The organism is Streptomyces sp. NPDC029151, assembly GCF_055564315.1.
Window position 1 is genome coordinate 233,217 of the sequence record NZ_JBVHWQ010000004.1, and the last position, 20,228, is coordinate 253,444.

Below are 20,228 nucleotides of genomic sequence, written 5' to 3' on the forward strand. Positions count from 1 at the left end.
ACAACTCCCCGTGACCAGCGGGAAGTCGGCCGGACCCGTCAGCCCTCCGCGCTCGCCTTGCGCGTGTGCAGCTGCCGGGCGACCTCCGCGATCGACCCCGAAAGGGAGGGGTACACCGTGAACGCGTTCGCGATCTGTTCGACCGTCAGATTGTTGTCGACGGCGATCGAGATGGGGTGGATCAGTTCCGAGGCGCGCGGGGCCACCACCACACCGCCGACCACGATCCCGGTGCCCGGCCGGCAGAAGATCTTCACGAAGCCGTCCCGGATGCCCTGCATCTTGGCGCGCGGGTTGCGCAGCAGCGGGAGCTTGACGACCCGGGCGTCGATCTTGCCCCCGTCCACGTCGGACTGCGTGTAGCCGACGGTGGCGATCTCGGGGTCGGTGAAGACGTTGGAGGAGACCGTCTTCAGGTTGAGCGGGGCCACCGCGTCGCCGAGGAAGTGGTACATGGCGATGCGGCCCTGCATGGCGGCGACCGACGCGAGGGCGAAGACACCGGTCACGTCACCGGCGGCGTAGACGCCCGGCGCGGTCGTGCGGGAGACCTTGTCGGTCCAGATGTGGCCCGACTCGCGCAGCTTGACGCCGGCCTCCTCCAGGCCGAGGCCCGCGCTGTTCGGGATGGCGCCGACGGCCATCAGGCAGTGGGAGCCGGTGATGACCCGGCCGTCGGCCAGCGTCACCTCGACCCGGTCGCCGACGCGCTTGGCGGACTGCGCGCGGGAGCGGGCCATGACGTTCATGCCCCGGCGCCGGAAGACGTCCTCCAGCACGGCGGCGGCGTCCGGGTCCTCGCCGGGCAGCACGCGGTCGCGGGAGGAGACCAGGGTCACCTTCGACCCGAGCGCCTGGTAGGCGCCGGCGAACTCGGCACCGGTCACACCGGAGCCGACCACGATCAGCTCTTCCGGCAGCTCGGTGAGGTCGTAGACCTGGGTCCAGTTGAGGATGCGCTCGCCGTCGGGCTGGGCGTCGGGCAGCTCGCGCGGGTGGCCGCCGGTGGCGATGAGGACGGCGTCGGCGGTGAGGCTCTCCTCGGTGCCGTCGGCGGCGGTGACGACGACCTTGCGGGAACCGTCCAGGGCCTGCATGCCGTCGAGCCGGCCGCGCCCGCGCATGACCCGGGCGCCGGCGCGCGTCACGGAGGCGGTGATGTCGTGGGACTGGGCGAGCGCGAGCCGCTTCACCCGGCGGTTGACCTTGCCGAGGTCCACGCCCACGACCCGGGCCGCCTGCTCCAGCGGCGGGGTGTCGTCGGCGACGATGATCCCCAGCTCCTCGTAGGAGGAGTCGAAGGTGGTCATCACCTCGGCCGTAGCGATAAGGGTCTTCGACGGCACGCAGTCGGTCAGCACCGACGCTCCGCCCAGACCGTCGCAGTCGACGACGGTCACCTCCGCGCCGAGCTGGGCGGCCACCAGGGCCGCCTCGTATCCGCCGGGTCCGCCACCGATGATCACGATCCGAGTCACGTACTCCATTGTCCCGCACGCCTCAAGGTGCTACTGCCCGGGGGCGCCACCGGACCGCTCCCGGGGCTCCGGAGACGCGAGGGGCTCTGCCGTACCCTCTCCCCATGTCGCTCTATGCCGCGTACGCCGGCAACCTCGACGCGCGCCTGATGTCCCGCCGCGCCCCGCACTCCCCGCTGCGCGCCACCGGCTGGCTGAGCGGCTGGCGGCTGACCTTCGGCGGCGAGCAGCTGGGCTGGGAGGGCGCGCTGGCGACGCTCGTCGAGGACCCCCTGGCCGAGGTCTTCGTCGGCCTGTACGACATCGCGCCCATGGACGAGGAGTCGCTCGACCGGTGGGAGGGCGTGGGCCTCGGCATCTACCGCCGGGTACGCGTGCGCGTGCACACGCTCGACGGTGAGGAGCCGGCCTGGGCGTACGTCCTCGACGGTTACGAGGGCGGTCTGCCGTCGGCGCGCTACCTGGGCGAGATCGCCGACGCGGCGGAGTCGGCGGGAGCCCCGCACGACTATGTGATGGAACTCCGCAAGCGCCCCTGCTGAGCCGGCGCCCCGCGCCTCACCTCGCTCTTTGCCGCCGTTTGTGGAAATCGACAAGGCAACGGGCCCAAACCCGTGGGCTCTGTCATCTACGCGCGTAGGCGAAGACCGGTTACCCTCATCGGCGTGAACGCATCTCTTACTCCGGACGACATCAAGGGCGACCCCTACGCCGCCGCCGACGCCGCGGCCGCGCGCCTGCGCGCCCTCACCGGCGCCGAGACCCACGACGTCGCCCTCGTGATGGGCTCCGGCTGGGCTCCGGCCGTCGACGCCCTGGGCGCACCCGACGCCGAGTTCCAGGTCACCGAGCTGCCCGGCTTCCCGCCGCCGGCCGTCGAGGGGCACGGCGGCAAGATCCGCTCGTACTCCTTCGGTGACAAGCGCGCCCTGGTCTTCCTGGGCCGCACGCACTATTACGAGGGCCGCGGCGTCGCCGCCGTCGCCCACGGCGTGCGGACGGCCGTGGCCGCGGGCTGCAAGACGATCGTGCTGACCAACGGCTGCGGCGGCCTGCGCGAGGGCATGCGCCCCGGCCAGCCGGTCCTCATCAGCGACCACATCAACCTGACGGCGACCTCCCCCATCGTCGGCGCCAACTTCGTCGACCTGACGGACCTGTACTCCCCGCGCCTGCGCGCCCTGTGCAAGGAGATCGACCCCACGCTGGAGGAGGGCGTCTACGCCCAGTTCCCCGGCCCGCACTACGAGACCCCGGCCGAGATCCGCATGGCCCGCGTCATCGGCGCGGACCTCGTCGGCATGTCCACGGTCCTCGAAGCCATCGCGGCCCGCGAGGCCGGCGCCGAGGTCCTGGGCATCTCCCTGGTCACCAACCTCGCCGCGGGCATGACCGGTGAACCCCTCAACCACGAGGAGGTCCTCCAGGCCGGCCGCGACTCGGCGGCCCGGATGGGTCAGCTGCTGGGCCAGGTACTGGGCAAGCTGTAGGAAACGGCGGCCGGACCGGCGCGAGCGGGCCGCCGGTCCACGCCGGTGACACGATCGCGCCCGTTCGCTCCGTGGCCGGCCGAGTCGGCCGGCGGGCGGGCGAACGGGTGCCCGGGGGCGGTGCCCCCGGTGGACGAGGCAAACACGGAGAGGGTTGATCCCAAGGTGCACGACGATCTCATGGCCCGGGCCACGGCATGGCTCGCCGAGGACCCGGACACGGAGACCCGTGACGAACTCGCCAAGCTGATCGAGGCCGGCGACACGGACGAACTGTCGGCCCGCTTCTCCGGCACGCTCCAGTTCGGCACCGCCGGCCTGCGCGGCGAGCTGGGCGCCGGCCCGATGCGCATGAACCGCAGCGTGGTCATCCGCGCCGCCGCCGGCCTCGCCGCCTACCTGAAGGGCAAGGGCCGGGCCGGGGGGCTCGTCGTCATCGGCTACGACGCCCGCCACAAGTCCGCCGACTTCGCCCGGGACACCGCCGCGGTGATGACCGGTGCGGGCCTGCGCGCGGCCGTCCTCCCGCGCCCCCTGCCCACCCCCGTCCTGGCCTTCGCCATACGGCACCTCGGCGCGGTCGCGGGCGTGGAGGTCACCGCCAGCCACAACCCGCCCCGCGACAACGGCTACAAGGTCTACCTCGGCGACGGCTCCCAGATCGTGCCGCCCGCCGACGCGGAGATCGCCGCCGAGATCGACGCGATCGCCTCCCTGCACGACGTGCCCCGCCCGGAGAGCGGCTGGGAGATCCTGGACGAGTCGGTGCTGGAGGCCTACCTCGCCCGCACGGACGCCGTCCTGGACCCCGCCTCCCCGCGCACCGCCCGCACCGTCTACACGGCCATGCACGGTGTCGGCAAGGACGTCCTGCTGGCCGCGTTCGCCCGTGCCGGCTTCCCCGAGCCGGTGCTGGTCGCCGAGCAGGCCGACCCCGACCCGGACTTCCCGACGGTCGCGTTCCCGAACCCGGAGGAGCCGGGCGCGATGGACCTGGCCTTCGCCCGGGCCCGCGCCACCGACCCGGACCTGGTCATCGCGAACGACCCCGACGCCGACCGCTGCGCCGTGGCCGTGAGGGACGGCGCCGACTGGCGCATGCTCCGCGGTGACGAGGTCGGCGCCCTGCTCGCCGCCCACCTGGTCCGCCGCGGCGCCCGGGGCACCTTCGCCGAGTCGATCGTCTCCTCCTCCCTGCTCGGCCGGATCGCCGAGAAGGCGGGCCTGCCGTACGAGGAGACGCTGACCGGCTTCAAGTGGATCGCCCGCGTCGACGGCCTGCGCTACGGCTACGAGGAGGCCCTCGGCTACTGCGTGGACCCGGAGGGCGTGCGCGACAAGGACGGCATCACCGCCGCACTGCTGATCACCGAGCTGGCGTCCGGACTGAAGGAGGAGGGCCGTACCCTCCTCGACCTGCTCGACGACCTCGCCGTGGAGCACGGTCTGCACGCCACGGACCAGCTCTCGGTGCGCGTGCAGGACCTCTCCCTGATCGCGGACGCGATGCGCCGGCTGCGCGAGCAGCCGCCGACCGAGCTGGCCGGCCTGCCGATCGTCCGGGCCGAGGACCTGACCCGGGGCACGGACAGGCTGCCGCCCACGGACGGCCTGCGCTACACGCTGGACGGCGCCCGGGTCATCGTCCGCCCCAGCGGCACCGAGCCGAAGCTGAAGTGCTACCTGGAGGTCGTCGTACCGGTCTCCGCGCACGACGCGCTCCCGGCCGCCCGCACCCGCGCGGCCGAGCTGCTGACGGCCGTCAAGCGCGACCTGTCGGCGGCTGCCGGCATCTGACCGGCGGGCGTCCCGGGGCGAGCGGACACCGCCGCGGCGCCGGGCCCCGCCGCCCGTCCGCAGGACGGGAACGGCGGGGCCACCGGCCGGCGGCCGGCAGGACCGGCCGCCGACGGTCCGCTCCCGAGCGGTGCGGCCCGCGCTCCCGCCGCCCGACACGGGGCGCCCCCCGGGGCGCCCCTGCGGCATGTCCGGGCTCAGGACAGGAACAGCAGGGCCGCCGCCCAGGCGGCCACCGCCACCAGCGCCAGGGGCCACAGCGGCCGGCCCCGCTGACCGCGGTCGGCCGGCACGGTGGGACGCAGCGACGGGTCGCGCCACAGGGCGGTGATCTCCCCGGCGGTCCGCTCGTAGGGGTGCAGGAGCCCGAACCTGCGTTCCAGCCACGGCCAGCGGGGCGCGTGCGCCGACCAGCCGGTGAAGGAGGCCCGCCGGCTCTCCACCTTCAGCTCGGTGCCGGTGCAGTCGACGGTCCTGATCTCGTCCCAGGGCAGCAGCCGGGGTCCGCGCAGCCCGCGCAGCCACAGCCCGTCCCGGTCGGCCGTGATCCGCCAGGCGACCCAGTGGGGCAGCCAGAGCGCGCCGACGCATCCGGCGAGGACGCCGAGCGCGTGACGCCAGCCTCCGGTGTCGTCCCAGAGGACGACGCCGGCCCACAGCACCAGCAGCAGCGCACGGAGCCGGTCCAGCAGCCCCGCCCGCCACTGGCGTATCCCCGCGGGGGCGCCGTCCCTCGTCCGCGGTTCCCGCTGCGCTGCGACGGCCTCCCCGGCCGCCCGGCGCAGCTCGGCGTGCGACGCCTCCCGGGCCGCCCGGCGCTTCCGCGCGGTCAGCAGCCGCCGTACGGTCGCCTCGGACAGCGGTCGTACGGGCCCCGACGACCGTTCCACGACCGGCGGCCCGTCCGCCGCCTCGACGGCCGTGACCAGCAGGATCTCCGCGCCGTCGCAGGGCACGCCGTACAGCAGGGCCTCCCGCAGCGGCCCCGGACCCTCCCGGTCCAGCCGCGCCAGGAAGTCGTCCAGCTCCTCCTCGTCGTCCCCTGCCTCCTTTTCCCCCTTTTCCCCCGTCTCCCCCGTCTTCCCGGTCTTCCCGGCGTCCCCGGAGGCCTCGGTGACGGCGACCTTGAACAGGGGGCGCAGCGCGGCCGTGTCGTCGGCGGCGAACACCTCGCTGTCGCCGTCGGCGCCCTCGCGCACGAGCACCCGCAGCACGGGCGCCGGCGCCGCGCCCAGGGCGGCGGCCCGGCGGCGGCCCAGCAGACCGGAGACCAGCGTGGTCAGGCCCTGTCCCGCGACCAGCCAGGCGAGCGCCGGCAGCACCCGCGCCGCCTCGGACGGGTCGGACGCGGGGGCCGGGACGACGGCGACGGCAGCGATCCCCAGCGCGAGCAGGACGCCTCCGCACACGGTGAGGAACCGGCCGCGGTGCAGCGGGCCTCCGGTGTCCGGCAGCGGCGCGGTGATGCCGGCGGCCGCGTCCCTCGCCCGGTCCCGCTGCCGGCGCCGGGCCAGCAGCCGGGGCACGGCAGCCGCCCAGACCAGGGCCAGGAAGACCACGGCGGCGACGGTCTCCGCCCGGCTGGTCCCGGGCCGCAGGACCGCCAGCAGCACCGCGACCACGGGCGCGGACACGGGGACGATCTCCGGGCGCGCGTACAGCCACAGCCCGTGCAGCGCCGGGAGCGCCGCCGCCCACGGCTGCCATCCTGCGGGCAGCACCAGCAGCGCCGTGGCCGCCACGGCGGCGCACAGGGCGGTCAGCAGCTGCCGGCTCCGGCAGGGCAGGGGCACCGGGCGGGACGGCAGCGCGTCGAGCCAGCGGCGGGCGTGCTCACCGTTCCAGGAGCGGCAGCCGTCGGGCACCGCCTCGGCGGGCAGCGGCAGGGGCGACGGCGGTCCGGGGGGCGTACTCATCACGTTCCAGTCACGTTCCAGACACTCGACAGCGGCGAAGGGCGGCCTACGGCCCCGGGGCCTGCCCTGGGCCCGAAAGCACCCGCGGAGGGCCCGCTCCCCGGCGGTCCTCGGAACCACCCCGTGGACGCCGCGCTCCCGGGGCGCTCGCCCCGGAACCACCCGCGAAGGGCCCTGCCGCTCCCCGGCGGACACCAGCCCAAGAGCACCCGTCCCCCGCCGGACCCCACCCCGAAGGCACCCGTGAAGGGCCTACTGCCCCGACCGGACCCCACCCCGAAAACACCCGCGGACAACCCCCGCCCGCTCCCCCGACGGGTCTCAGCCCAGGGCCACCAGAATCACCAGCAGCACGGCCCCCGCCACCGCCGGGGCCATCACCTCGTAGGCCCAGCGCACGCTGACCTCGCCCTGGGCCGACTCGGCCTCCGCCCGGTGGTCCAGGAGTTCTCGCAGCTCGTCCACGACCTTGTCGGTCTCCGCGCGGGTCGGCCCGGTGTCGGGGCCGCGCAGGCCGAAGCCGCCGAGGCCGAGGACGCCCGGGCCGAGGCCACCGCCCCGGCCGCCCGGTGTCACGCCCCGGGCCTCGTCCGCCGCCGCCCGCTGCTGCCGGCGCGCCGCCTTGTTGCGGGCGCGTAGCGAGACGGGGACGGCCCACAGCTGGTACTTGGTGCCGGACTTGGCGACGACCTCGTTGGAGTAGCCGGAGCGCAGGGAGGCGACCTCGCCCCAGGGCAGGGTGATCACCCGCAGGGGGTTGCGGACGCGCAGCCGCTCCTCGTTGGCGAAGACCGCCGGGCGGAGCGTGAAGGCGATGACCACCGGCACGATCAGGATGAGCCCGGCGAGCGCCAGCCACGGGGTCCGGCCGTGGCCCTTGACCAGGGCGTCGAAGCCCAGCCACAGGACGACCAGGAGCAGCAGTACGCCACCCGCGAGGCCGAGGGGCGAGCGGTAGGCCCGGTCCTTGGCGACGGGCGCCGGGGGCGGTGACGCGGGTGACGGGTGATCCGGGGTGGTCATGGCCCCGATTCTGCACGACAGGGCCGACGGCGCGGCCACGCGCCCGGGAACCGGCGCTCATCCGTGATGTCGGGAACCGTTGTGAGCAGCGGGGGTGTACAGCAGCTACGCGCGTAGATATGCTCGTCTGGTGACCATGCCCAGTACTGCACCCGCCGCACACGCCCTGAGTGACGTGACCGCGTCCGACAGCACGCTGCGCCGTTTCCTCCACGGGCTGCCCGGCGTCGACGCGGTCGGCCTGGAGGCGCGCGCCGCCTCTCTCGGAACCCGTTCCATCAAGACGACCGCGAAGGCGTACGCCATCGACCTCGCCATCTCGATGGTCGACCTGACGACGCTGGAAGGCGCGGACACCCCGGGCAAGGTCCGGGCGCTCGGCGCCAAGGCGGTCCACCCCGACCCCACCGACCGCACGACGCCCACGACGGCCGCGGTCTGCGTCTACCCCGACATGGTGGCCGTCGCCAAGGAGGCCGTCGCCGGCTCGGGCGTGAAGGTCGCCTCGGTGGCCACCGCCTTCCCGGCCGGCCGTGCCGCCCTCGACGTGAAGCTGGCCGACGTCCGTGACGCCGTGGCCGCCGGCGCCGACGAGATCGACATGGTCATCGACCGCGGCGCGTTCCTGTCCGGCAGGTACCTGAAGGTGTACGACGAGATCGTCGCCGTGAAGGAGGCCTGCGGGGACAGCGCCCGGCTGAAGGTCATCTTCGAGACCGGCGAGCTGTCGACGTACGACAACATCCGCCGCGCCTCCTGGCTCGGCATGCTGGCCGGCGCCGACTTCATCAAGACCTCGACGGGCAAGGTGGCGGTCAACGCCACGCCCGCCAACACCCTGCTGATGCTGGAGGCGGTCCGCGACTTCCGCGCGCAGACCGGCGTCCAGGTCGGCGTGAAGCCGGCCGGCGGCATCCGCACCAGCAAGGACGCCATCAAGTTCCTGGTCCTGGTCAACGAGACCGCGGGCGCGGACTGGCTGGACAACCACTGGTTCCGCTTCGGCGCCTCCTCGCTCCTGAACGACCTGCTGATGCAGCGTCAGAAGCTGGCCACCGGCCGCTACTCCGGCCCCGACTACGTGACGGTGGACTGATCCCCATGGCATCCGCATTCGAGTACGCACCCGCGCCCGAGTCCCGCTCGGTCGTCGACATCGCCCCCTCCTACGGCCTGTTCATCGACGGCGAGTTCACCGAGGCCGCCGACGGCAAGGTCTTCAAGACGGTCTCCCCGTCCACGGAGGAGGTCCTCTCCGAGGTCGCCCAGGCCGGCGCCGAGGACGTCGACCGCGCGGTCAGGGCCGCCCGCAAGGCCTTCGAGACGTGGTCGGCGCTGCCCGGCTCCGAGCGCGCCAAGTACCTGTTCCGCATCGCCCGGATCGTCCAGGAGCGCAGCCGCGAGCTGGCGGTCCTGGAGACCCTGGACAACGGCAAGCCGATCAGGGAGACCCGCGACGCGGACCTCCCGCTGGTGGCGGCCCACTTCTTCTACTACGCGGGCTGGGCCGACAAGCTCGACCACGCCGGGTTCGGCGCGGGCCCCCGGCCGCTGGGCGTGGCCGGCCAGGTCATCCCCTGGAACTTCCCCCTGCTGATGCTGGCGTGGAAGATCGCCCCGGCGCTCGCGACCGGCAACACGGTGGTGCTCAAGCCCGCCGAGACCACCCCCCTGTCGGCCCTGTTCTTCGCGGACATCTGCCGCCAGGCCGGTCTGCCCAAGGGTGTCGTCAACATCCTCCCGGGCTACGGCGACGCGGGCGCCGCGCTGGTCGCGCACCCGGACGTGAACAAGGTCGCCTTCACCGGCTCGACCGCGGTCGGCAAGGAGATCGCCCGCACGGTCGCCGGCACGCGCAAGAAGCTCACCCTCGAACTGGGCGGCAAGGGCGCCAACATCGTCTTCGACGACGCCCCGATCGACCAGGCCGTCGAGGGCATCGTGGGCGGGATCTTCTTCAACCAGGGCCAGGTCTGCTGCGCGGGCTCCCGCCTCCTGGTCCAGGAGTCGGTCCACGACGAGCTGCTGGACTCCCTCAAGCGCCGCCTGTCCACGCTGCGCCTCGGCGACCCGCTGGACAAGAACACCGACATCGGCGCGATCAACTCCGCCGAGCAGCTGGCCCGGATCACCGCGCTGGCCGAGCGGGGCGAGGCGGAGGGCGCCGAGCGCTGGTCGCCGGCCTGCGAGCTGCCGTCCTCCGGCTACTGGTTCGCGCCGACGCTCTTCACGAACGTCACCCAGGCCCACACCATCGCCCGCGACGAGATCTTCGGCCCGGTGCTGTCGGTCCTCACCTTCCGCACCCCGGACGAGGCGGTCGCCAAGGCTAACAACACCCAGTACGGCCTCTCGGCCGGCATCTGGTCCGAGAAGGGCTCCCGGATCCTGGCCGTGGCGAACAAGCTGCGCGCGGGTGTCGTCTGGTCCAACACCTTCAACAAGTTCGACCCGACCTCGCCGTTCGGCGGTTACAAGGAGTCGGGCTTCGGCCGCGAGGGCGGCCGCCACGGCCTGGAGGCATACCTCGATGTCTGACCGTCTGTCCGTCTTCAAGACCTACAAGCTGTACGTCGGCGGGAAGTTCCCGCGTTCCGAGAGCGGCCGGGTGTACGAGGTGACCGACGCAAAGGGCAACTGGCTGGCGAACGCACCCCTGTCCTCCCGCAAGGACGCCCGTGACGCGGTCGTGGCCGCGCGCAAGGCGTTCGGCGGCTGGTCCGGCGCGACCGCCTACAACCGGGGCCAGGTCCTCTACCGCGTCGCCGAGATGCTGGAGGGCCGCAGGGAGCAGTTCGTCCGGGAGGTCGCCGACGCGGAGGGCCTGTCGAAGTCCAGGGCGGCGGCCGTCGTGGACGCGACGATCGACCGCTGGGTCTGGTACGCGGGCTGGACCGACAAGATCGCCCAGGTGATCGGCGGCGCCAACCCGGTCGCGGGCCCGTACTTCAACCTCTCCTCCCCGGAGCCGACCGGCGTGGTCGCCGTCCTGGCCCCGCAGGAGTCGTCGTTCCTCGGCCTGGTCTCGGTCGTGGCCCCGGTGATCGCCACCGGCAACACGGCCGTCGTGATCGCCTCCGAGAAGGCCCCGCTGCCCGCCCTGTCCCTCGGCGAGGTGCTGGCCACCTCCGACGTCCCGGGCGGTGTGGTCAACGTCCTCTCCGGCCGTACGGCGGAGATCGCGGCGCCGCTCGCCGCGCACCAGGACGTCAACGCGATCGACCTCGCGGGCGCGGACGAGGCGCTGGCGAAGGAGCTGGAGATCGCCGCGGCGGACAACCTCAAGCGCGTCCTGCGTCCACAGCCTGTGGATTACTTCGCGACCCCGGGCATCGACCGCATGACGGCGTTCCTGGAGACGAAGACGGTGTGGCACCCGACGGGGTCGCTCGGCGCGGGCGGTTCCTCCTACTGACGGGCCCCGGGCCCTCGAAGGGGGACCTGCCGCCGTCCGCCGACCGCGGGTGCGTCGTCGCTCGGCGCGCCCGCGGCGAAGCCGCGTCCTGGACGCCGCCCCGCGCCGCCCCGCTCCGCTGCGGGGCGCTCTCAGCGGCCCAGGGCTCCGAGGGCCTGTCCCAGCACCGGGACGCTGCCGAGCGACGGCGCCTGGGCCAGGGGGCGGGTCAGCGTCTGGGAGCCGACCGGCTGGAAGTCGGCCAGCTGGGTGCCCACCCCGTTGTCCAGCGGGTCGACGCCCGTGCCCGCCAGCGGGTTGGGCTTGAGGCCGGCGACCGGGCCGGTGACGTAGCCGACGATGCCCGTCGCGGCGCGCGTACCGGCCTGCGGGTCGATGTTGCCCATGTCGACGGGCCGGTAGTTGACGCCCACGCCGGGGAGGGAGTCGGCGGACGCCGTGGCCGCGCCCGCGCCCAGGGCCGCTCCGGCGGTCAGGAGGGCGACCAGGGCGCGCCGCGCGGTCGGGTGCTCGGGAGAGGTGTGTCGGGCCATCGCTGGTGCCAACCTTCTGGTGCGCTGGGTAATGAGGTCGACACGAAGGGTAGTTGAGGTCAGGCTCACGCTCAAAAGCCGACCCGCGGGGTCGGCAGGGCGGCCGCGATGCGTCAAACTGGTGTTCCGTGAGCCTTCATCCCCCGTTCCCCGCCCGTGTCGTGCTGCTGTGCGGCCCCTCGGGCTCGGGCAAGTCACTCGTCGCCGCCCGTTCCGGGCTCCCCGTGCTGCGCCTGGACGACTTCTACAAGGAGGGTGACGACCCGACCCTGCCCCTGGTGCAGGGGAGTTCGGACATCGACTGGGACCACCCGGAGTCGTGGGACGCGGACGTGGCCGTCGAGGCCATCACCCGGCTGTGCGCGACGGGGTCCACCCCGGTGCCGGTGTACGACCTGGGGCTGAGCGCCCGCACCGGCGAGGAGACGCTGCACATCGGCAGCACCCCGCTGTTCATCGCGGAGGGCATCTTCGCCGCGGAGATCGTCGAGCGCTGCCGGGAACTGGGCGTGCTCGCGGACGCGCTGTGCCTGTCCCGCGGCCCGGTCACCACCTTCCGGCGGCGCTTCGTGCGCGACCTGAAGGAGGGCCGTAAGTCGGTGCCGTTCCTGCTGCGCCGCGGCTGGCGGCTGATGCGGGCGGAGCGCACGATCGTCTCCCGCCAGGTGTCCCTCGGCGCGCACCCGTGCGACCGGGACGAGGCGCTGAGCAGGCTGGCGGCAGCGGCGGCGGGCCGGCAGGCACGCCAGGAGACGCCGGCCTAGGCCCCGTACGCACGGACACGCGAGAAGCCCCGCGCGGACGCACGAGAGCGGGACTGGCAGGCCCCCCGGCCCACCAGCCCCGTTTTTTTCCCGTTGCTCCCCCGTGCTCGCCCCCCGTTTCCCCGTTCCCCCCGTTTTCCCCCTTTTCCCCGTTTCCCCCGGTTCTTCCCCCGAAGGCCCACCCCCCAGTGGTCCCCCGCGGCCCCCGCGATTCCCCCGTGTCTCCCCCGTCCCCCGGGACCTTCAGGCGACCAGTTCGCCGAAGGCGTCCTCCTGGTCACGGCCGAAACTGAGGACCTCGTCCTCGCGCAGCCGGCGCAGCGAGCGCCAGATGCTGGACTTCACCGTGCCGACGCTGATGCCGAGGATCTCCGCGATCTCCGGGTCCGTGCGGCCCTCGTAGTAGCGCAGGACCAGCATGGTGCGCTGGAGTTCGGGCAGCCGGGCCAGCGCCTGCCACAGGACCGCGCGCAGCTCGGTGCCGCGCATCGCGTCCGTCTCGCCGGGCGTCTCCGGCAGTTCCTCGGTCGGGTACTCGTTGAGCTTGCGGCGCCGCCAGGCGCTGATGTGCAGGTTGGTCATGGTGCGGCGGAGGTAACCGCCGACCGCCGCCTTGTCGCTGATCCGCTCCCACGCCCTGTACGTCGAGAACAGCGCGCTCTGCAGCAGGTCCTCGGCTTCGAAGCGGTCACCGGTCAGGTGGTAGGCGGTGGCGTACAGGGAGGCGCGGCGCTCCTGGACGTAGGCGGTGAACTCCGCCTCCGTCAGCGAGCGGCGCTCCCCCGAGTCCTCCCTGTACGCGGCTCCCCCGTCGACCACCGTCATGTAGGGCTGAAGGCCCTGCTGCGCATGAGCGGTGTGCTGACGCCCGGTGCCGCGAGCGCACCCCCGCCCGCTCACGGCACCGGACTTCTCGGATCCCCGGTGCACGTCGTGCAGACGCGTGACCACTGCGCTGGTGCTGATGCTGTGCAGCGTGTTCATCTCGCGCTCCCCGTCGTGGACTTCCGGTGACTCGGTCTTGCCGGGCCGGTTCCAGCTCCCCGTCCGGCCCGTGACGAAAAGACTGCCGGGGTGACTTCATGGACGTGTCCGTCGACTGTCACAGACCTGTCACAGGGGTCCCGCCCTGTCAGGTCACACACGGCGCACAGGTGACGGCGCTACGGGGACCGCGCCGACAGGAGGTGACCGGAAGGTCGTACGGCACCCCCTCCATGGGCCAGAATGAGCCCGTGCCTTCCCTGTTGCTGATCGAGGACGACGACGCCATCCGTACGGCCCTGGAGCTGTCCCTGACGCGCCAGGGGCACCGGGTGGCCACCGCTGCCAGCGGCGAGGACGGTCTGAAGCTGCTGCGCGAGCAGCGGCCGGACCTGATCGTGCTGGACGTGATGCTGCCCGGCATCGACGGGTTCGAGGTGTGCCGGCGCATCCGGCGCACCGACCAGCTGCCGATCATCCTGCTGACCGCGCGCAGCGACGACATCGACGTCGTGGTCGGCCTGGAGTCGGGGGCCGACGACTACGTCGTCAAACCGGTGCAGGGCCGGGTGCTCGACGCCCGGATCCGGGCCGTGCTGCGGCGCGGCGAGCGCGAGTCCAGCGACTCGGCGACCTTCGGCAACGTCGTCATCGACCGGTCGGCGATGACCGTGACGAAGAACGGCGAGGACCTCCAGCTGACCCCGACCGAGCTGCGGCTGCTGCTGGAGCTGAGCCGGCGGCCCGGTCAGGCGCTGTCCCGGCAGCAGCTGCTGCGGCTGGTGTGGGAGCACGACTACCTCGGTGACTCGCGCCTGGTCGACGCGTGTGTGCAGCGGCTGCGCGCCAAGGTCGAGGACGTGCCCTCGTCCCCGACGCTGATCCGTACCGTCCGTGGTGTCGGCTACCGCCTGGACGCGCCTCAGTGACCGATACGCGAGGGGGGCTGCGCGGCTGGGCCGCGGGGCGCAGGGGAAGTCTGTCGCGGCTCAGGTTCACCAGCCTGAGGCTGCGCCTGGTGCTGGTCTTCGGTCTGGTGGCGCTCACCGCCGCGGTGTCGGCGTCGGGCATCGCCTACTGGCTCAACCGGGAGGCGGTACTCACCCGCGCCCAGGACGCGGTGCTGCGTGACTTCCGGCAGGAGATGCAGAACCGCGCGGGCGCGCTGCCCGAGCATCCGACGCAGGACCAGCTGCAGCGGGCCGCGGGCCAGATGGCCGCCAGCAGCCAGCGCTTCAGCGTGCTGCTCGTCGCCGAGGACGCCGGGGGCAAGACGGTGTACGGCAACTCCGGCGGCATCAACGGCTTCGCGCTGGAGGACGTGCCCGAGTCGCTGCGCACCGCCGTGACCAAGCGGCAGAAGGTGACCGACTCGAACAAGGAGACGTACCACCTGTACTGGCAGCGGGTCGTGGACCACGGCACGCCGTACCTGGTCGCGGGGACGCGTGTCATCGGCGGCGGTCCGACCGGTTACATGGCGAAGTCCCTGGAGCCGGAGGCCAAGGACCTCAACTCGCTGGCCTGGTCGCTGGGCATCGCCACCGGGCTCGCGCTGATCGGTGCCGCGCTGCTCGCGCAGGCCGCCGCCACGACCGTGCTGAAGCCGGTGCACCGGCTCGGCGTGGCCGCCCGGAGCCTCGGCGAGGGCAAGCTGGACACCCGGCTGCGGGTCTCCGGCACCGACGAACTCGCCGACCTGTCCCGGACCTTCAACAACGCGGCCGAGGCGCTGGAGCAGCGGGTCGCCGAGATGGCCGCGCGGGACGAGGCGTCCCGCCGCTTCGTGGCCGACATGAGCCACGAGCTGCGCACCCCGCTCACCGCCATCACCGCCGTCACGGAGGTGCTGGAGGAGGAGCTGGAGGCGGAGACCGGCAGCATGGACCCGATGATCGAGCCGGCCGTGCGGCTGGTGGTCAGCGAGACCCGGCGGCTGAACGACCTGGTCGAGAACCTCATGGAGGTCACCCGTTTCGACGCGGGCACCGCCCGGCTGGTCCTGGACGACGTCGACATCGCCGACCAGATCACCGCCTGCATCGACGCCCGCGCCTGGCTGGACGCGGTGGAGCTGGACGCCGAGCGCGGCATCCACGCCCAGCTGGACCCGCGCCGCCTGGACGTCATCCTCGCCAACCTGATCGGCAACGCCCTCAAGCACGGCGGCTCGCCGGTGCGGGTGTCGGTCCGGGAGGCGGACGACTCGATCGAGATCCGGGTCCGCGACCACGGGCCGGGCATCCCGGAAGACGTCCTCCCGCACGTCTTCGACCGCTTCTACAAGGCGAGCGCCTCCCGGCCGCGCTCCGAGGGCAGCGGACTGGGCCTCTCCATCGCCCTGGAGAACGCCCACATCCACGGCGGCGAGATCACCGCGGCGAACTCGCCCGACGGGGGCGCGGTGTTCACACTGCGGCTGCCACGGGACTCTTCACGGCTGACCGAGGAGGGCGCCGAGGGCGCCGAGGACACCAGGACCGACAGAGACAGCTCAGGAGAGGAGGGGTCATGACCGTACGACGGCTGCTGGCGCTGCCCCTCCTGGGCGCGCTGCTCACCGGCTGCGGCATCCGGGCCACGGAGGTGCCGACCGACTTCGGGGCGGCACCGTCGCGGGTGCCGTGCACGCTGGCCGGGCCCGACGTGTCCACGGAGGCCGGCCGGGGGGTGCCGGTGCAGGTCTTCCTGCTGTGCGGGGCGTCCCTGGTGGCCGTCGACCGGACCGTGCGGGTCCCGGAGGGCACACCGGACGCCCGGCGCCGGGTGATCGTGGCGCAGGGCCTGCTGGACCAGCTCGCGAAGTCGCCGTACCCGGCGGAGCGCTCCGCGGGGTACACGACGTACGTGCCGGGCGGCCTCGGTGTGAGCGGGCCCCGCCCGAAGGACCCCGAGGACACGCTGCGCCTCAGCACGCCGCCCTCGCGGCTCACCTCCTACGCCCTGGCACAGCTGGTGTGCACCCTGTCCGACTCGGCGGCCACGGAGGACGACGGCTCGGTCATCCTGGGCGGCCCCGCGGGCCCCCTGCGCCGCTACGAGTGCACGGACGAGCTCCGTGACCACCCGGGCAGCACGCAGCCGCCGTCCGGGGAGGCGGTGGGCGGCTAGGGGGTCTCGTCCGGATCGGCGCCGGTCCCCCCTCCCCCGGCACCCTGTCGCCCGCCGAAAAGATTCCGTGGCGGAACCAATCACGCCGGCCCCCGCGTCTAGGGGTTCGTGCAGCGTCAAGGCTCCATCGGCGGCAGCGCCGCGATCCGCGTCCGTGTGACAGGGGGTGTCCTCCTCGTCGCACACCTCGCCCTCGTCGCCTGGCTGATGCTGCGTCCCCTGGACGTCCCCTGGGTGATGCCCCCGAACCTGCGTCCCCTGGCCGGCATCAGGGCCGACCTGGCGCTGGGCTGGCCCGGGGCGGCCAGAACCCTGGGGGAGGGGCTCGCGCTGCTCGCGCCGCTGGGCGTGCTGCTGCCCCTGGCCCACGGCAGGCTCACCGTCTCGCCTCTCGCGTCGCTGCTGCGTACGGCCGCGGCCGGCGCGCTGATCTCCCTCGGCATCGCCCTGTTGCAGACCGGTGTGCCGGGCCGCGTCGTGGACGTCGACTCGCTGCTGCTGAACACGGTGGGCGTCGTCCTGGCCCACGTGGCCGTCGTACCGGCGGGACGGGCCCGGCTGCGGCGGCGGGACGTGCGGGAGCCCGGTGCGGCCGGGACGGCGGTCACCGTCCCGGAGGAGCCGTCTCAGGGCCGTACCCCGACGATTCCCAGGGTCGGGATCGCCCCTTGGAGTGATGCTTCGTCCCCTTCGTCTCCGTACTGTTGAAAGCAGTTGAGAGGTCCCGCACGGGGCCCGCCACCGGCTCGCACCGACAGGATCGGCAGCGGGCCGACGACCACGGAGGAGCCGACATGACCGCCCTTGCCCGCCCCACCCACGGCCGCGTGATCGGCGGAGTCTGCGCCGCGCTGGCCCGGCGTTTCGGCACCTCGGCCACGACCATGCGGGTGATCTTCCTGCTGTCCTGCCTGCTGCCGGGCCCGCAGTTCCTGCTCTACATAGCGCTGTGGCTGCTGCTGCCGTCCGAGGACAAGGCCCGCACGGCCTGGTGACCTCCGGGCGCGGGTACGCCACGGGGGCGCGTCCGGACGTACCGGGGCGCCCCGCGCGGCGGAGGGAGGGCCGGGCTCAGCCGACCGGGATCCCGTTGATCGGCACGCCGTGCGTGGGCAGGCCCTTCAGCGGCAGTCCGCCGAGCAGACCGGCGACCGGCTTGGTCGGGCCCTCGGCGACGACGCTCTCGGCGACGGGCTGCGCGGCGGCCGCCCCCTTCTTCGCGGCCGGCAGCGCCGCGGCGACCCCGCGCTCGGCGACCGGCTTGAGCGTCTTCACCGGGCCACTGTCCGGCAGCGCCTCGACGACCTGCCCGGGCGGCAGCGTCCTGGTGACGGTGTCCAGCGTCTGGCCGGCGTCCGGGCTGGCCGGGGCCGCGCTCGCCACGCCCGCACCGGCGGCGGCGAAAGCGGCGCCGAGGGCGGCGACACCGAGGGTCTTGGCAGCAGACTGCTTCATGGTGAATGCGTCCTTGTATGCGGAGACGGGGGATCACGAACGATCTGAGCGGTCCACGACCGTAAACATCCCCGACCGTCCCCCGCAAACACCGAAATGCGGACGCCCTGTGAAAGTGCGTCCGCGTTCCGGGCCGGGAGAATCCGGTGAACTAGTCCTCGCCACCGGCAGAACCGCTGGTGGACGCCGTCTGCCGGAACAGCCATTCGGATTTCAGCTCGGCGTATCCGGGTTTGATGACGTCATTGATCATCGCGAGTCGTTCATCGAAAGGAATGAACGCTGATTTCATCGCATTGACGGAGAACCACTGGAGGTCGTCGAGCGTGTAACCGAACGCCTCGACGAGGTGCTCGAATTCCCGGCTCATGGTGGTGTGCGACATCAGCCGGTTGTCGGTGTTCACGGTGGCCCGGAAGTGCAGCCGGCGCAGCAGCCCGATGGGGTGCTCCGCGTAGGAGGACGCGGCCCCGGTCTGCAGGTTGGAGCTGGGGCACAGCTCCAGCGGGATCCGCTTGTCGCGGACGTAGGAGGCGAGCCGGCCGAGCGTGACCGAGCCGTCCTCGCGGACCTCGATGTCGTCGATGATCCGCACCCCGTGGCCGAGCCGGTCGGCGCCGCACCACTGGAGCGCCTGCCAGATGGACGGCAGTCCGAAGGCTTCGCCGGCGTGGATCGTGAAGTGGTTGTTCTCGCGCTTGAGGTACTCGAAGGCGTCCAGGTGCCGGGTGGGCGGGTGACCGGCCTCGGCGCCCGCGATGTCGAAGCCGACCACGCCCGAGTCCCGGTAGCGGTTGGCGAGTTCGGCGATCTCCAGGGAGCGGGCCGCGTGCCGCATGGCGGTCAGCAGGGCGCCCACCCGGATCCGGTGCCCGTTCTCCCGGGCCAGCCGCTCGCCCTGCCGGAACCCCTCGTTGACGGCCTCGACCACCTCTTCCAGGGTCAGGCCCCCGTCGAGGTGCTGTTCCGGCGCGTACCGCACCTCGGCGTAGACGACCCCGTCCTCGGCGAGGTCCTCGGCGCACTCCCGGGCGACCCGGACCAGCGACTGCCGGGTCTGCATCACGGCGACGGTGTGCCGGAAGGTCTCCAGATACCGTTCCAGCGAGCCGGAGTCGGCGGCCTCCTGGAACCAGATCCCGAGCTTGTCGGGATCGGTCTCGGGCAGTTCCGAGTAGCCGGTCTCCCGGGCGAGGTCGACGACGGTGCCGGGGCGGAGCCCGCCGTCGAGATGATCGTGCAGCAGTACCTTGGGCGCCCGGCGGATCTGGTCCTCGGTGGGGGCGTTCCCGGTCGGTGCGGTCTGGCTCGTCATTTCCGCACTCTAACGCCTACGCGCGTAGAGGACCCGGAGTGCGCGGCAGCTGTTTTCCGGCGCTTTTCCGTCGATACGCAACGGTGACCCCACGGACGGGTTTGGTACACCGCGCCTTCTGACACTGTTCTGTCATGGGACAGCAAGCGACGCCGGTCCGAACGGCCAGGCTGGGAAGGGCAGTCGGCCGGGAGCCGACGTCGGTGAGCGGAGCGGTGCTGCTGCTCCCCGGCGGGGAGGAGGTCTCCGCCCGCCGGCCGTCCCCCGTCCGGGCGATGACCCTCCTGCGCTCCCTGGGCCGCGCGCTCGCCCGCGCGGGCCGGTCGGAGGGGCTGGCCGTCCATGCCGTCCACTACCGCTACCGCGGCTGGAACGGCAGCGAGGCCCATCTGGCGGCGGACGCCGAGTGGGCCGCCGACGAGGTCGTACGACGGTACGGGGACGTGCCCGTCTGCCTGGCCGGCGTGGACATGGGCGCCCGCGCGGCGCTCCGGTCCGGGGGCCACGAGGCGGTCAACTCCGTGGTGGCGCTGGCGCCCTGGCTGCCGGAGGAGGACGTCGCCGCGCCGGCCGAGCCGGTGAAGCAGCTGGTCGGGCGCCGGGTGCTGATCGCGCACGGCACGAACGACGAACGCACCGATCCCGAGCTGTCGTTCCGGTTCGCGGCGCGGGCGAAGAAGGTGAACCGGGAGGTGTGCCGGTTCGAGGTGCACTCCGACGGTCACGGGTTGCACGGGCACCGGGACGAGGTGCGGTGTCTGGCGGTGGACTTCGCGATGGGCGCGCTGTTCGGGCACTGCGTGTCCCGCCCGGTCGAGGACGCGTTGGCCGCGCCGCCGCCGATCGGGCTGCGGATGCCGCTGGCCGCGGGGTTCGGCAAGTCGTTGCGGCGGTAGGGGGCGGGGCGCCGCGGTGTCGAGGGCGGGGATGTGCCGTGGCTCGTCGCG

At 73.2% G+C, this 20,228-nt stretch carries 20 protein-coding genes; 13 read left to right on the plus strand and 7 right to left on the minus strand.

All coding sequences use genetic code 11. The features are described from left to right. Positions 1-38 precede the first annotated feature (38 nt). Complete coding sequence (locus tag ACZ4VF_RS17575) at positions 39-1,487, minus strand: NAD(P)H-quinone dehydrogenase (protein WP_467926841.1); 1,449 nt, start codon at positions 1,485-1,487, stop codon at positions 39-41. 95 nt (positions 1,488-1,582) lie between these two features. On the opposite strand from ACZ4VF_RS17575, the gene ACZ4VF_RS17580 reads away from it, so the two are divergent. From ACZ4VF_RS17580 to ACZ4VF_RS17590, 3 genes are all read left to right on the plus strand, one after another. Next, on the plus strand, positions 1,583-2,020 hold the full coding sequence (locus ACZ4VF_RS17580) for a gamma-glutamylcyclotransferase family protein (protein ID WP_467926842.1): 438 nt from the start codon (positions 1,583-1,585) through the stop codon (positions 2,018-2,020). 123 nt (positions 2,021-2,143) lie between these two features. After that, on the plus strand, positions 2,144-2,968 hold the full coding sequence (locus ACZ4VF_RS17585) for a purine-nucleoside phosphorylase (RefSeq protein WP_467926844.1): 825 nt from the start codon (positions 2,144-2,146) through the stop codon (positions 2,966-2,968). A gap of 165 nt (positions 2,969-3,133) precedes the next feature. Beyond that, positions 3,134-4,765: a phospho-sugar mutase gene (locus ACZ4VF_RS17590; protein WP_467926845.1), complete on the plus strand. Its 1,632-nt coding sequence runs from the start codon at positions 3,134-3,136 to the stop codon at positions 4,763-4,765. Positions 4,766-4,962: 197 nt separating this feature from the next. Here the strand turns inward: ACZ4VF_RS17590 and ACZ4VF_RS17595 are convergent, their stop codons facing one another. After that, positions 4,963-6,681 (minus strand): hypothetical protein, encoded by a 1,719-nt coding sequence (locus ACZ4VF_RS17595; RefSeq protein ID WP_467926846.1) that lies wholly within the window; start codon positions 6,679-6,681, stop codon positions 4,963-4,965. A 321-nt stretch (positions 6,682-7,002) separates the two neighbouring features. Next, on the minus strand, positions 7,003-7,704 hold the full coding sequence (locus tag ACZ4VF_RS17600; protein ID WP_467926847.1) for a PH domain-containing protein: 702 nt from the start codon (positions 7,702-7,704) through the stop codon (positions 7,003-7,005). A 136-nt stretch (positions 7,705-7,840) separates the two neighbouring features. Here ACZ4VF_RS17600 and deoC point away from each other — a divergent pair, with 136 nt between their 5' ends. Genes deoC through ACZ4VF_RS17615 form a run of 3 tightly spaced genes read left to right on the plus strand, consistent with a single transcriptional unit; the run spans position 7,841 to position 11,119 of the window. Further along, positions 7,841-8,800: a deoxyribose-phosphate aldolase gene (gene deoC / locus ACZ4VF_RS17605; protein WP_467926849.1), complete on the plus strand. Its 960-nt coding sequence runs from the start codon at positions 7,841-7,843 to the stop codon at positions 8,798-8,800. Positions 8,801-8,805: 5 nt separating this feature from the next. Continuing rightward, positions 8,806-10,242, plus strand: coding sequence for an aldehyde dehydrogenase family protein (locus ACZ4VF_RS17610; RefSeq protein WP_467926850.1), 1,437 nt, complete (start codon positions 8,806-8,808; stop codon positions 10,240-10,242). Then, positions 10,235-11,119 carry an aldehyde dehydrogenase family protein gene (locus tag ACZ4VF_RS17615; RefSeq protein ID WP_467926852.1) on the plus strand — a complete coding sequence of 295 codons (885 nt, stop codon included), beginning with the start codon at positions 10,235-10,237 and terminating at the stop codon, positions 11,117-11,119. The genes ACZ4VF_RS17610 and ACZ4VF_RS17615 overlap by 8 nt, the downstream gene beginning before the upstream one ends. A gap of 131 nt (positions 11,120-11,250) precedes the next feature. On the opposite strand, the gene ACZ4VF_RS17620 is transcribed toward ACZ4VF_RS17615, so the two are convergent. Then, positions 11,251-11,652, minus strand: coding sequence for a hypothetical protein (locus ACZ4VF_RS17620; RefSeq protein ID WP_467926853.1), 402 nt, complete (start codon positions 11,650-11,652; stop codon positions 11,251-11,253). 161 nt (positions 11,653-11,813) lie between these two features. Between ACZ4VF_RS17620 and ACZ4VF_RS17625 the strand changes: the two genes are divergently transcribed. Further along, a complete protein-coding gene (locus ACZ4VF_RS17625; RefSeq protein WP_467927364.1) occupies positions 11,814-12,416 on the plus strand; it encodes a uridine kinase family protein in 603 nt (200 codons plus the stop codon). A 243-nt stretch (positions 12,417-12,659) separates the two neighbouring features. Here ACZ4VF_RS17625 and ACZ4VF_RS17630 read toward each other — a convergent pair whose 3' ends face one another. Beyond that, entirely contained in the window at positions 12,660-13,400 is a 741-nt protein-coding gene (locus ACZ4VF_RS17630) for a SigE family RNA polymerase sigma factor (protein WP_467926854.1), read from the minus strand. 251 nt (positions 13,401-13,651) lie between these two features. On the opposite strand from ACZ4VF_RS17630, the gene afsQ1 reads away from it, so the two are divergent. From afsQ1 to ACZ4VF_RS17655, 5 genes are all read left to right on the plus strand, one after another. Next, positions 13,652-14,329 carry a two-component system response regulator AfsQ1 gene (afsQ1, locus tag ACZ4VF_RS17635; RefSeq protein ID WP_026248263.1) on the plus strand — a complete coding sequence of 226 codons (678 nt, stop codon included), beginning with the start codon at positions 13,652-13,654 and terminating at the stop codon, positions 14,327-14,329. Then, positions 14,326-15,915, plus strand: coding sequence for an ATP-binding protein (locus ACZ4VF_RS17640; protein WP_467926856.1), 1,590 nt, complete (start codon positions 14,326-14,328; stop codon positions 15,913-15,915). The genes afsQ1 and ACZ4VF_RS17640 overlap by 4 nt, the downstream gene beginning before the upstream one ends. After that, entirely contained in the window at positions 15,912-16,511 is a 600-nt protein-coding gene (locus tag ACZ4VF_RS17645; RefSeq protein WP_467926857.1) for a hypothetical protein, read from the plus strand. The genes ACZ4VF_RS17640 and ACZ4VF_RS17645 overlap by 4 nt, the downstream gene beginning before the upstream one ends. Before the next feature lie 108 nt (positions 16,512-16,619). Then, a complete protein-coding gene (locus ACZ4VF_RS17650; RefSeq protein WP_467926858.1) occupies positions 16,620-17,219 on the plus strand; it encodes a VanZ family protein in 600 nt (199 codons plus the stop codon). An 86-nt stretch (positions 17,220-17,305) separates the two neighbouring features. Further along, on the plus strand, positions 17,306-17,506 hold the full coding sequence (locus ACZ4VF_RS17655; RefSeq protein ID WP_467926859.1) for a PspC domain-containing protein: 201 nt from the start codon (positions 17,306-17,308) through the stop codon (positions 17,504-17,506). A 76-nt stretch (positions 17,507-17,582) separates the two neighbouring features. On the opposite strand, the gene ACZ4VF_RS17660 is transcribed toward ACZ4VF_RS17655, so the two are convergent. Next, entirely contained in the window at positions 17,583-17,966 is a 384-nt protein-coding gene (locus ACZ4VF_RS17660) for an ATP-binding protein (RefSeq protein ID WP_467926860.1), read from the minus strand. A gap of 151 nt (positions 17,967-18,117) precedes the next feature. Beyond that, positions 18,118-19,281, minus strand: a complete 1,164-nt coding sequence (locus ACZ4VF_RS17665) for an adenosine deaminase (protein WP_467926861.1) — start codon at positions 19,279-19,281, stop codon at positions 18,118-18,120. 134 nt (positions 19,282-19,415) lie between these two features. Between ACZ4VF_RS17665 and ACZ4VF_RS17670 the strand changes: the two genes are divergently transcribed. Beyond that, positions 19,416-20,177 carry an alpha/beta hydrolase gene (locus tag ACZ4VF_RS17670; RefSeq protein WP_467926863.1) on the plus strand — a complete coding sequence of 254 codons (762 nt, stop codon included), beginning with the start codon at positions 19,416-19,418 and terminating at the stop codon, positions 20,175-20,177. The last annotated feature ends 51 nt before the right edge of the window (positions 20,178-20,228 follow it).

Excerpts from the sequence above, each read along its gene's own strand:
- ACZ4VF_RS17575 (WP_467926841.1), bottom strand. The coding sequence starts at position 1,487 with ATGGAGTACGTGACTCGGATCGTGATCATCGGTGGCGGACCCGGCGGA.
- ACZ4VF_RS17580 (WP_467926842.1), top strand. The coding sequence starts at position 1,583 with ATGTCGCTCTATGCCGCGTACGCCGGCAACCTCGACGCGCGCCTGATG.
- ACZ4VF_RS17595 (WP_467926846.1), bottom strand. The coding sequence starts at position 6,681 with ATGAGTACGCCCCCCGGACCGCCGTCGCCCCTGCCGCTGCCCGCCGAG.
- ACZ4VF_RS17600 (WP_467926847.1), bottom strand. The coding sequence starts at position 7,704 with ATGACCACCCCGGATCACCCGTCACCCGCGTCACCGCCCCCGGCGCCC.
- deoC (WP_467926849.1), top strand. The coding sequence starts at position 7,841 with ATGCCCAGTACTGCACCCGCCGCACACGCCCTGAGTGACGTGACCGCG.
- ACZ4VF_RS17610 (WP_467926850.1), top strand. The coding sequence starts at position 8,806 with ATGGCATCCGCATTCGAGTACGCACCCGCGCCCGAGTCCCGCTCGGTC.
- ACZ4VF_RS17615 (WP_467926852.1), top strand. The coding sequence starts at position 10,235 with ATGTCTGACCGTCTGTCCGTCTTCAAGACCTACAAGCTGTACGTCGGC.
- ACZ4VF_RS17620 (WP_467926853.1), bottom strand. The coding sequence starts at position 11,652 with ATGGCCCGACACACCTCTCCCGAGCACCCGACCGCGCGGCGCGCCCTG.
- ACZ4VF_RS17630 (WP_467926854.1), bottom strand. The coding sequence starts at position 13,400 with ATGAACACGCTGCACAGCATCAGCACCAGCGCAGTGGTCACGCGTCTG.
- ACZ4VF_RS17645 (WP_467926857.1), top strand. The coding sequence starts at position 15,912 with ATGACCGTACGACGGCTGCTGGCGCTGCCCCTCCTGGGCGCGCTGCTC.
- ACZ4VF_RS17655 (WP_467926859.1), top strand. The coding sequence starts at position 17,306 with ATGACCGCCCTTGCCCGCCCCACCCACGGCCGCGTGATCGGCGGAGTC.
- ACZ4VF_RS17660 (WP_467926860.1), bottom strand. The coding sequence starts at position 17,966 with ATGAAGCAGTCTGCTGCCAAGACCCTCGGTGTCGCCGCCCTCGGCGCC.
- ACZ4VF_RS17665 (WP_467926861.1), bottom strand. The coding sequence starts at position 19,281 with ATGACGAGCCAGACCGCACCGACCGGGAACGCCCCCACCGAGGACCAG.
- ACZ4VF_RS17670 (WP_467926863.1), top strand. The coding sequence starts at position 19,416 with ATGGGACAGCAAGCGACGCCGGTCCGAACGGCCAGGCTGGGAAGGGCA.